Origin of the sequence: Nostoc sp. (assembly GCF_036917275.1) — a bacterium.
Classification (GTDB): domain Bacteria; phylum Cyanobacteriota; class Cyanobacteriia; order Cyanobacteriales; family Nostocaceae; genus Nostoc.
This window is the reverse complement of sequence record NZ_JBALDF010000015.1, coordinates 179,270-191,377: the sequence shown is the minus strand read 5'-3', so window position 1 is coordinate 191,377 and position 12,108 is coordinate 179,270. Positions and strand designations below refer to the sequence as shown.

The 12,108-nt window shown below is 38.2% G+C and carries 8 protein-coding genes; 3 read left to right on the top strand and 5 right to left on the bottom strand.

Annotated elements, in window-relative coordinates; all coding sequences use genetic code 11:
- Positions 1-748 precede the first annotated feature (748 nt).
- Entirely contained in the window at positions 749-973 is a 225-nt protein-coding gene (locus V7K35_RS06475) for a hypothetical protein (protein ID WP_335077368.1), read from the top strand.
- A gap of 220 nt (positions 974-1,193) precedes the next feature.
- Here V7K35_RS06475 and V7K35_RS06470 read toward each other — a convergent pair whose 3' ends face one another.
- On the bottom strand, positions 1,194-1,985 hold the full coding sequence (locus V7K35_RS06470; RefSeq protein WP_335077366.1) for an SAM hydrolase/SAM-dependent halogenase family protein: 792 nt from the start codon (positions 1,983-1,985) through the stop codon (positions 1,194-1,196).
- 147 nt (positions 1,986-2,132) lie between these two features.
- Here V7K35_RS06470 and V7K35_RS06465 point away from each other — a divergent pair, with 147 nt between their 5' ends.
- Entirely contained in the window at positions 2,133-3,044 is a 912-nt protein-coding gene (locus tag V7K35_RS06465; protein ID WP_335077365.1) for a hypothetical protein, read from the top strand.
- Between the two features lie 11 nt (positions 3,045-3,055).
- On the top strand, positions 3,056-5,002 hold the full coding sequence (locus tag V7K35_RS06460; protein WP_335077364.1) for an Hsp70 family protein: 1,947 nt from the start codon (positions 3,056-3,058) through the stop codon (positions 5,000-5,002).
- 385 nt (positions 5,003-5,387) lie between these two features.
- Here the strand turns inward: V7K35_RS06460 and V7K35_RS06455 are convergent, their stop codons facing one another.
- The 4 genes from V7K35_RS06455 to V7K35_RS06440 form a co-directional block, all read right to left on the bottom strand.
- Complete coding sequence (locus V7K35_RS06455) at positions 5,388-7,091, bottom strand: GUN4 domain-containing protein (RefSeq protein ID WP_335077362.1); 1,704 nt, start codon at positions 7,089-7,091, stop codon at positions 5,388-5,390.
- A 7-nt stretch (positions 7,092-7,098) separates the two neighbouring features.
- Positions 7,099-9,117 carry an ABC transporter ATP-binding protein/permease gene (locus V7K35_RS06450; protein ID WP_335077360.1) on the bottom strand — a complete coding sequence of 673 codons (2,019 nt, stop codon included), beginning with the start codon at positions 9,115-9,117 and terminating at the stop codon, positions 7,099-7,101.
- Positions 9,118-9,427: 310 nt separating this feature from the next.
- Positions 9,428-9,832, bottom strand: a complete 405-nt coding sequence (locus V7K35_RS06445) for a hypothetical protein (RefSeq protein WP_334793943.1) — start codon at positions 9,830-9,832, stop codon at positions 9,428-9,430.
- A 128-nt stretch (positions 9,833-9,960) separates the two neighbouring features.
- Positions 9,961-12,057 carry a patatin-like phospholipase family protein gene (locus V7K35_RS06440; RefSeq protein WP_335077358.1) on the bottom strand — a complete coding sequence of 699 codons (2,097 nt, stop codon included), beginning with the start codon at positions 12,055-12,057 and terminating at the stop codon, positions 9,961-9,963.
- Positions 12,058-12,108 lie beyond the last annotated feature (51 nt).

The window sequence follows — 12,108 nt, the reverse complement described above, 5'->3', positions numbered from 1 at the left end:
TCACCTACATGGTCACTCAGTTGTCAAGGTTCACTACCTTGCGGCTAATCCTCCAGACCTATATAGGTCTTAGTTTCTAGCCAACGACTCGCACTCCTATAACAACGTCAACGTCCAAAATATCAAAGATGCCTTCGAGCATTTTTCCGATGTCGTTGTTAGCGACTTCGACCCCTTTAGCGATAAACGAGTTTTAGAAATCCTGTTCGCAGAACTGAAAAAGTCCGGAGTCTACACAGAATTCTTTGAGACTTTTCTCAGAGCATTCAATGATGATGCGAAACGTAACAATCCAGAGAGCTATCTCGATTTAGAAAGCAGCATCGAAAAGTATATTGCAGCAAATCCCAAACACACCGCTCATGCCAAAGCAAAGGCAGCCCAGTATTTTACCATCCTCAACCGCCTTGAGTATGTAATTACCCTAGATGCAAAATACAGCGAACCTAGTTTCTTAGAATTTCTACGTTTATTCAATAATATCTATAATAGGCTAAACCGAACTGATGATATCAAAGATGCGATCGAGGTTTATTTTGATAATCAAATTGGCATTATCGAAGTCGAAACTCAAGATCCAGAGCCGAAAAAAAAGAAAATAACTAAAGTCGCGGAAGGCAAAGAACCGACCAGCAATGACTATCAATTTGATATTTTAGCTATCATTGAAGCCCGTAACGAGCAAGAAGACCTAAAGGGAGAACGCATTCAAGAATTTGAATTAAAAATTAGCGCCTTGTTTGACTATGTGCGAAATTGCGATGAGGGCAAACGGTTGATGATTAAAATTAAATCAAATGTTTCAGAAGACGAAATATATGATGACTTTGCCAAAATCTACCGTAAGTACAAAATCTTAAATCGGCGGCAAGTCGGAGATTATTTTTTCAAGGAAATGGAAGATTTGGTCAATAAACTGTGTGATGATTTTGAAGTCATAGTACGTAATACAGAGGAAAAACCGGAGGCATAAGCGATCGCGCCTTTTCTATGCTTTTCTGTAGGTTGCGTTGAGGAACGAAACCCAACACTATCGAGACTTTGTTGGGTTTCGCTACCGCTCAACCTAATACCAATTCTATGTGAGGCTGCGCTTTATTCGCGTAACGGCAATTCATGAATTGCCACTACAGTCTGTAGTTTTGCATCAGTCCTATAGTATATTTGCTCATTAAGATGCTCTTTACCCGATTTCACGCAATTTGAGTTACTTGCTGATTCACACGGGGACGGCCAAAGCGCTCCCAAGCACTTCCACCTCGCAAAAACAACTCTAGGAAGCGCAATGGTTCTCCAGAATCGCCTCTTGACCAACCGGAACTACCAGGAGCAAAGGCTAAAGTTCCTTCAGACACCTTGAAGCTGCCATCAGAATACACTGCATCACTGACCACATCTCCAATTCGGATTACGATCTTGGTTTGAGGCTCCAAGTTAAGTGTATGCGCCCCAATAGTTGTTTTGATGTTGCCGTAGCCATCAATCCAGGCAATTCGATCAGGTGGAACATTTGGGATTTGCTCATTCTTAAGGCTATCTCCCAGAAGGCTAAAATCTTCACCCATAATCGCAGCCGCAGCCGGAGGAAACACATCCCGTGAGCGAAACTGTGAGCCACCACGAGAAACGTTGACTACTCGCAACTCTTTTGTATAGTCTCTGATAAAGGAAAGGGTGTAACCTGCATTCACACCTACTACTTTTACACCATTGGGTAAAAGCGCATAAGTTAGTCCTTCACCTTCATTGTCCCGCCTGGCTTCGGGATCATCCTGACGAGGCGCACAGTTATGATAAATTAAGCGATCGCCAGGGCCTGGGTTGAGTCCCAGTTGAGCAATCCAGAATCCCGTTGCCAAGGTACTGAATGCTGGAACCGAAAGCAAGTGAATTTGGGCATCGGGAAAAGCCATCAGCAGACGTTGTGTGACTTCTGTAAATGCCGGATCTCCTGTACCGTAGTCTGCAATGACGCAGATAAACATTTTGCTTCTCCTTCTGATGGGTGGTAATTTGCAATCAACCTAATTCATAATTATGAATTATTCAGTCATCATGTGATTACAGGGTGAAATGAGCAGACAAGTGTTCATTTCACCCTTATTAGTAACGTTAAAGTCTTAGTTAACGCAATGAAAACAATCACTTCACTTTTTAGCGAAGAACGCAACCAACTCCAGACAGATATTGATAACACAACCAGCATTGAGCAGATAGTTAAGCTGGTTCAGAACCGACTCGATCATCTTGAAAGAATTTACATTGAAAAGCTTAATTTGGCTCAAGTTCGTCTGGCTTCCTTTTTTATGGATACGCTGCGGCAGTCGATCGCCACTCTCGCGGCGGCTAACTATTCTCAACTTGCTCCAATAGAGCAAAGGCAAATTACTAACCCAGGTACAAAGTTTTTTGCCAACAGATTAATCCTGAAACTGCTACAGGCACTAATTTGTATAGGCATCTTAGGCTCGTTGTTTTCTTTAACTAAAACTACCCCAGGCGCATGGATGGCTATCTTATTAACCTCTCTACTTATAGGACTAGAAATTGTACTTCAACTCGAATTAAATAACCAGCAAAATAATTCTATATCTGAAGGGCTATTGGAATTACCTCAACCGATTCTCCGAGTTGATAGCAAAGTATTTCTAGATTGCCTTAGCGATGCTCTCAACACTATCGACCTAGCAGTAGCTAGAGTAGAAGAATCAAATAAACATGAAGGCGACTTAGCAATAGAAGAATTACCAGAGCTATTAAATTTTCTGCAAAGGCTAATGGGCGCATCAAAACTTGATAAACCCCAAATGGCTCATGAACTGGCGAAGCTTCTGCCACAGATTTTAATGTCTCAGGGAATTAACGCTCAAATTTACCGACAAAATGACCCTCATAGCGATCGCGAGTATTTTGACTTTGAGCCAAGTATCGACCCCGATACCAAAGATCACGTAACTCTAACCCCGGCTTTGTTGAAAGGCGATCGCCTTCTTAGGCGCGGCCGGGTAATTGAGCCAGCGTATTCTTCTTCTAAAGAATCATAGACAATAAGGGTATGGAAATTTTAGAAACAATCGGTTTTGATTTAGGACACGGTGAAACGGCTGTAGCTAAAGCTATAGTGGAAAGCATCGACCCCCCCCAGATGTTGGAGATTAATAACAAGAAGAACCAAGTTACAGCTCTTGGTTGGCATCCCAAACTCGGTTATCTTGTGGGAGAACAAGCATTAATTCAAGCTGGCGTTACCCAGCTAACAATCTCTTTCAAACAAAAACCCAACAACGATCCCAAATATCGGGAAACAATTAGCACTTTTGCGGCAACCTACTACCGCCTTTTGAAAGAAAGCAAGCAAGTTCAAGGTGGGGAAGGTAGCTATTTTTACATTGGTTGCCCTTCCGGATGGTCAGTTAGCGATCGCTCCGAATACCAAAAGCTACTTCAAGAAGCTGGCATTCCCCGACTAAATGTTGTACCAGAATCGCGGGCTGCTTTCATGCAAGCCAAGGAAGCCGGGAAGTTAGAGTACGACAAACTTGTTGCATCGGTGCTAATTGTCGATATTGGTTCTTCAACCACAGATTTTACTTTAGTTAAGAGCTTAGAAGAGATCCCGATAGATTTCGGGAGTAATACTTTAGGAGCATCTTTAATTGACAAAGCTATTTTTGCCCGGACTCTCGCCAACCACGAGCAAAAAGCATTACTCGAAAAAGTATTTCAGGAATATCCACACCACCAAGCTCGTTGTGAACTTGCTTGTCGCAAAGCTAAAGAAGATTACTTTTCTAATGAACAGCTATACAGCGATCCTGAATCCTTTGCGCGTGGCTTTGAGTCGATTAACGAACAGATTTATTTCATTCCCCAAGTCAATAAATTGCTGATGGAGGAAATTTTAAACCAGCCCTTACCGGAATTGGAGCATCATAGTTGGGTGCGATCGTTTCGCGACTCTTTAATTGAGGCAAAAGAAAAACTGGACGAACTTGGAGTTGTGCCCAAACTTCTGCTGATGACTGGCGGCGCATCTCGCATGAAGTTCACGCACGTTCTTTGTCAGGAAATGTTTCCCGAACCAGAAACGCTGCTTCGCCCCGATCCGGAACCGGAACGATGTATTGCAATGGGTTTAGCACGAGTAGGACGATGGGATCTACGTGCTGCTGCTTTTAAAGAAGAAGTCAATCAACTATTTACCTCGAACAAGCTCAAAGATTTAATTAAGAGGCATATCCCAGAGTTAATCGAATCATTAACTAAGCCTTTAACAGATGGCTTGATTGTCAACGCAGTTAAACCAGCTTTAAAAGATTGGCAAAAAAACAAAATACGGACTTTAGCAGATTTGGAAACAGCTTTGATCGGTCAAGCAGAACAGTGGCTCAAAAGCGATGCCTCCGGCAACGTCTCCGACGAACGCGCTGGACAGATAATTAATAATCAATGCACTTCTTGGTTTAATAAGAAAATCCAACCTGATTTAGCTGCACAAACTGATCCAATATGTCGAAAGTTTCAGATACCTAGAAGTAGCTTGAGATTCGAGGATAGCATTGACCCAAATTTTGTTAACCCAGAGCTACGAATTGGAGATGCTATCATTGCTGAGACAGTGGCGTTTATTGTCAATGTAATAATTGGTGGCGGCGCTGTGGCTAGCATCATCACTTTAATACTAACTGGACATTTAACCTGGCCTATTGCACTAGTATATGGGGCTTCGCTTATGGCAGCAGGAATGGAGCTAAATCGCAAGACTGTTCAAGAAGTAATCAAGACAAATGTGGATGTACCTGGTTGGATTCGTTCTAGTTTTTTGAGCGACAGAAAAATCGAGGATATATGTGAGCAAATAAAGCCTGAGTTACAGAAAGTTATTCAAGAACAACTGACGGCGGATCAAGAGGCTTTTGACAAACTGATTGGCAAAGTTGAGCAAGGGCTTCAAAAAACCCTTTCCACCAAGGTTCAATCTTGTATAATTCTGATCCAATAGCGGTGATGGGTGGCAGTAAATATAGTTTTTATAAATTCTTATCGCATCGCTGAAGATTTTTTCAATGGTGGCAAGAGTTACTGGACTTTGGACTAAAAGGCTAGAGAAAAGCAGTCATCAGTAACACTGACTGCCGTAAAGTCAATGAAAGTAATCGATAAATCATTGACGTGATGATGCTGACACAACTAGAAAAATTCCGCCAAGCTATCTACGATTGTTTGGGGAAGAAAAATATCGCCGTCAAAATGTACCCCAACGTCAAATAAATCTTCATCTTCTGCTTCTGTTACCTCAATTATTCCAGCCTTATATAGTTCGGTAATTTCCCTGCATTACTTCGTCAGATGTACCCCTATCATATATTAAATAATGTGCAATTCACTCATGGTAAAGTTTCATGACAAGTTTTGACACGAGTAAAAAATAAGTGCATCTGCCATACTAGCCAAGATCCAACTCGCCAAGCTGCCATTGACAGGGGGGTTGTAGATGAATATGAAGGTATGTCTAATATATTTTGGTCATAATGTAACCATTTAACTGGTAGATGTCCCATCGGTGTCGTCGGGGATAATTTAAAAGTTAGTTGATCGTAATTTAACCAGTTTCCCTCTTTTCGCCAACCCAGGCGATCGCCAAGTCTTTTTTCTGTTTCATAATCTATTTTACCGCCTATTTCGTTCCAAATACTTTGCTGAACACTAAAGCCAAAGTAACCTTGACTGTATTGTTGCCAAAATTGATCAATTTTATGAAAAGCTTCACATGAAAAGTTAAGAATATCCTGTTTATAAACTTCATTCCAATCATTCTTACCCATGACTTTTAGCATTAATTTAGCTGTTTCAATATCAGCTTCTTGCCACTTGTACTGTGTAAGAAGGTTTTGCAATTTACTGTAATCAATATTCCAATTACTTTTAAATTCTGTAGTCAACTCAATATCAATATTAGGTTGTTCCGTCAATTCTATTTTCTCTATAAAAAGTTGAGAATAATCAGAAACAATATCTGTTTCATCTATCCCTAGCACTTTCTGTTGATCAACCAGTTGAGTAGACATATAATTAGATATTATGTAAATCGCTTGATTTAAAGTTATCTCATCTTTACTAAAATCAAAGTCATAAACCTGTAAATCTAAAAATTTTGACTTAAAAAAAGCATCTTGTAGTCTATCTTTCTTATCATAACTTGCCACTAATAAATTAAGGATGTCATGAGATATAGTACTAATATCTTGTATCGTCAATAAATTAACTTGAGAATTTAGAGTACTACTTGCTAAATTTTGAATTTCTCCTACAATTGCGTAAAAGTCTGCATCTACTTTTACTACATCATCTATTAAAGATTGAAACGGACTAAAGTAATCTTGTAGAGACTTTTCTAGATTAATTGCTGTTTCAGCTATTTTTGCTATTTCTTGACGAATTTTTGTAGCTCTGACTTGGTATTCATAAATTTCTTGATACACCTCTATATCTTTAAGTATTTTCTGAATAGCTTGCTTTTGATTTTTGGTATCTTCTGCTAAATTTTTAATTCCTTCACTAAGTAGCTTTACTTTTTCTAGTATTAAAAAGTTAGTATTACTTAACAGCAAAATAGATTTTAAATTTTCTTCCTCTTCCCATTTCAAATTATCAATTATTTGAGGATTTGTATGATTTTTTATCTCTAGCTTATTTCTTTCTTCATTTACTTTTCTAATTTCATCATATTTTTGATTAAACAAACTTTTCCAGTCATCTATAAATTTTAATAAAAAAGTTTGATAACTATTTTTATAACTTTCTAAAAAATTAATAAATTGAGTATAATCTCTAATTAATAATTTAACCTCTGCTAAAGTTTCTCCTTGATTAATTTCTTTTTTACATTTGATTATTCCCCAAAAATAAGAACGATATTTAGTACCTTCTTTAATTAAAGTTTGACATTTTCTAATTTTTCTTTGAACTTTTTTTAATTTTGGATTTTTTAAAGTAGGAAATTTGTAATGTGTTTCATAAATCGTAATAGATTCATAAGTAACTAATTGTTTTTGCTTTCTAGTTAGCATCACTTGTTTTAAAATATACAAATAGTTACTAAACTCTTACCCATTTCAATACCTCCGGGTTTTTGTTATAGCGGTAGGTTACACCATCTCTAGTAGTCACAGACTTTTCTTGACTAGCTTTGCTTCTGATCGTAGTAATAGAATAGTCTGTTAATGTCTGAAGCTCTTTATGAGAAAGTCCTACAATTGTAGCGCTCGCTGCTGATTCTGGTTTCATTTTGAGTTCATTTTTAGGGTAAATATCTATCGTAATTTGCTCCTTTTGTAATGGTTTAACAACAATCCCTTTTTGCAATTGATAATCTGGCATAGAAACAAGTTGCCAATTAGATCCTTGTGAAAGTTCTAACACCCATTGATGATAATTAAATAAGCTTTCTCTATGTCCAACACTGATAAAAGTTGTTTTCGTTGATTGTAACTGTTGATATAGATTGCCTTCGTTATTTAAATCTAAAGCACTCGTTGCTTCATCTAAGATAGTGAAACTAGGATGTGTAATTAATAGCCGTGCAAAAGCGAGGCGTTGTTGTTCTCCTAAAGACAATATATTTTCCCAAGGAACTTCTGTATCAAAGCCGTTTACGCGGCTAAGTAAGTGTTGTAGGTTAACTTGTTGCAAAATGTGTTCAAGTTCGCGATCGCTCATCTTCTTGTCTGTGTGAGGATAGAGCAACTGTTGGCGCAAAGTCCCTAAAATAATATAAGGCCGTTGGGGTAAGAATAACACTTCTTTTAGGGGAGGACGCACTAGACGACCAGTTCCCGCATTCCACAAACCAGCGATCGCTCTTAACAAAGAACTTTTACCCCTACCACTAGGGCCAACAATCAATAACCCTTCACCTGCCCCAACAGCTAGTGACAAATTCTCAACAATCACCTGTTCATAATTTGGTGTTTGTAAAGTAACATTCTCAAAAGCTAAACGTTCTTCTTCTAAAATTTGAATAGTACTGACGTTCTCTGGTTGTTTACTAGCAGCCTGTAGTGCATCTGAAAACTCTGCTAAACGCTTTACATAGCCAGAAAACCGCCCTGAAATCCCAAACTCGGCTATTAGTTCTCCTAGAGCATTAGAAAACATAAAGCAAGCAAAACTAGCTTGGTTAATTTGTCCATAATCAATTTTATCCTGAAGAAATAAAGGTGTAAGAATGAACATCGAAAATATGCTAATGGCAGACTGATATGCTCTGCCAAAAGCGTCTTGTCCCCTCTCCAAATTCAGCCTGCGTTCAGCAGTTTTTAAAACATTATTAAATCGGCGCTGAATTATATTTAATTCTTCATCTTCTCCCTGAAAAAAAGCGATTGATTCGGCGTGATTACGAACATGAGTTAAGCAATATGCAAAATCTGCTTTAAATGCAAGTTCTTCTTGGTTAACTTTATTTATTCCTTGATTCAAGTAAACAGCTATTAAATTACCTATAATTGTATAAATAACTAAATAAATTGTAATTTCTGAAGAAACTATCCAGAGAATTATCAAAGAACTTCCCATTTCTAAAGATTTTTCTAGTAAAGAAGATGAGAATCTCAAGCCAATACTAGTAATAGGTTCTATTTCTTGGGATAAGCGTTGATCTGGATTATCTATATCAGATTTAAAATTGATTTTATAATAAGCTTGATTACTTAGATATTTTTCCAAAACGTAATTGTTTAGCCATTTGTACCAGTCAAGAATTATTTTTTTTCTAACATATCTCAAACAAGTTACTAACAAGACCATCACGACAATAATGAGACTGGACAGCCATAAAGTACTGTTGTATTTATCAAGGTCTCTTTGTTCAATAACGATATCAATTACATAGCGATTCCAGTAACTATTTGCAGCATTTGCACAGACAATTACGACTATTAATAATACTAATAAAATGAGCATTCCCCATGAGCGAATCACATCTGAAAATGCTCTTCCTTCTGCTTTTGTTGGATACCAATAAGGCGCGGCAACTACTTTCACATCCTGCCAAAACTGAATCAAGGCTGAAAAAGGATTTGTTGTATTTTGCTCACGCACAGATGGAGTTTGCATATTCTAAAAATGTAGCCGTTACTAATTACACTAGGAATTTTCAAATGGCCTTTGAGAATCAAGTTAGACTCAGAGGCCATTTTTCCTTTTAGAAAATGTCCGAAAACTTTTATGGTGTTGTATTTGAGATTTGCAGATCCCCCTAAATTCCCCTTTTTAAGGAGGAATTTAATTAAATTTCCCCCCTTTTAAGGGAGCCAGCGCTGTGAGTGGGTTTCCCGACTTGTACCCTACGGGGAAGCCAGCTACGCTGTCAGCGTTAACGCAGGGTAGTGACTGGCGTGGGGCTAGGAAGATCAAATCGAATGCACTAGATCAATGGTTCCTCATCAACAATTTCGACTGTTCTGGGAAAAGGGCCTTGGCCAGGCTCAGTAACGACTACTGGGCTAATATGATGTTTCAGTTTGAGTTTTAACTCATCTGAAATGGGCAATTCTTGAATTTCTTTGAGAATAAATCTGACAGATTCAGTTTTGCTACGTTCTGTATAGATGAGCTTGAGAACGTTTTCAATTCCAAATCCCGCTATATATTCCCCTAGAACACCTACCAGCCCAAGCAAGCCTAAACCTCCTAAGAGGCCTAAAGGCCCGCCCAGCGATGAAAGCATAGCGACAACGGCGGCGACACTACCCCCTGATGCAGCCGTTGCAATCACGAAAAGTATGCCAGGAAGGCCTAAACCGGAAATTTTTTTGACGAGTTCATCCATTGTACTTACCTACAATCCTTATAAAGTGAAAACATGACTAAGAGAGTCATTACTAATTTCTTTTGTGAAGAAATTAAAAATCTTACATCTTGCACAAACTAACTGGTGCAAGATGTAAGAAATGTGAGTTAGCCCAACAAAAGACTACACAGTTCATCGATTTGTTGACTTTTATTAGATATTAGTCGATGGGCTATAGCTTGTAACTGACGTGTATTTTGGAGTTTGGTATTATCTATTTCTTCTAGTTCACTATCTAACAATGTTTGAAAGCGATAATAAAAACTTTTAGCTTCTTTATCACTAGGTTCAAACAACTGTTCTAATTCTCCAGCTACCACCTCACTACTACCGTCAAACATAATATTTAAAAGCGGTCTTCCCCATTGCAAGAGTCCCCAATTTTTGACTTCTTTATAAGGGTAGATACTCGTCAGCGAACCGGTACCTAAAGAAACTACTAAAATATCTTCTGTATTCAGGACTTTTTGTGCTTTTCGTTTACTACTAATTTGTGCTTCTAAAATAGCTAAATGGGCTGGATTATTAGCAAATACTCCACCATCGATTAAAGTATAGACGATGCTACTATTGTGGGGGTTTACAAGCCGATGAGGAGCAAAATAAGTCGGAGTGGCACTAGTTGCCAATGCTGCATCTAGGAGCGAAAAACCACCACATAGCTTCTGAAAATTCTTAGATTCTGTTTGCTGTTTTTCTAGTTTGTTTGTAAAAAATATCGGAATTCGCTGCTCTATATCGTAAGTCGTTACAAAAACTTCTTTGAGATTATTTTCTAAAGAAGCATTACCAAAATATTGCCTGAAAATTTTTTCTCTGCTTTCGGAAGGATATTTTGGCTGGAGAAATATATCCTCTAACGGGCCAAGTAGTCTTTCAAACAACGGCTCATAAAATATTTCTACCCCATACTCAATAAATAGCTGTAGGAGATCCTCAGCAGTGTATTCAGCTACTGGCAAGTTATCAGATACATTGGAACTTAATCGGGGTTTAGTTAGTCCAAGTGCTAAAATTCCGCCGCTAGAAGTGCCAGTAATTAAATCAAACAAACTGAATATAGGTTTTTGTGTCCGCTTTTCAATTTCTGATAGGAGTAATGCCGGAATAATACCTCGAATACCGCCTCCATCAATAGAAAGTATTTTATATTTGGGACGGGCTTTTGTATTCATAGTTTCTGGCGATTCCTCCTGAGTTAATATTTGTGCTTGTTGGATATTGACGGGATCTTCAGTTTGGTCTTTTTTGCTTTCCTCGTCATGTGGACTGAGAGCGATCGCAGTTGGAATAATCTCGGATTCTTCGCTATTTGTTTCTGTCTGTTGAATTTCCTTTGATTGGTTTTCGTCGCTTACTAACGATACTGTTGCTGCTAATAAATTTGTGGTTAATGGTGAGATATTTTCTTCAGAAATAACTGCTGTCTCAGTTTGGATCTCTTCAAGTTGAATATCTTCTTGATTGGATGGTTCTGTTGCAAATATAACTGGATTTGATGGTTGTGTTGCAAATGAAATTTCTGCTAAAGTCCAAATAGGATTACCACGAAAATTTCCTTGATAAGACTTTCCAGTTTGGTTTTTGACAGTTGTACCTTGTCCTTCGTCTAATTTCCAGTAAGCCACTAATCCCTCTTCATCCCCGACTATTAGCCCACAACGATGAGTCTGGATTTGTGCTTGAGTACAAGGATAATTCCAAACGCTAATGTTTGCTAATTGTCCTTTAAAATAGACCTGTTTATGTAACGTTGCTCCCAAAGTTATAGAACTTGTTGCTTTGTTTAAAGATGAACCTCTAAGAGAATCGTTGTATTCACGATCGTCAAGGTATACGGTTAGTTGACCGCTATTAAAAACAATAGCAAAAAAGTGCCATTGCCCTATAGTTAGTTCTCCTTGCCCAAAGGTTTTGATACCCTTGCTAACTGTTTCATCAATGTAGACATCTAGGCTTCCTGCTTCACTGATGCCGAATTCAAAATTATCGCTGTATGTCTCTGAAGAACGCGCAAAAAATACATTGCGCGTTCCGTAACTAGTGGCTTTATTTGTTAACTCATGTGGATTTACCCATCCTGAAACTGTAAAAGCTGAACTCCCTTGAGCGAAAACGCCACCAATATCGTTTCTGCCAAAATCTATATAATCATTTACCCCATCAAATGTTAAAACTGTTTGTGTATTTACTAGGTTTATCACAAGGATTTAATCTCCAAACATCAATAATTTGTACTTGTAAACGAGGGATTT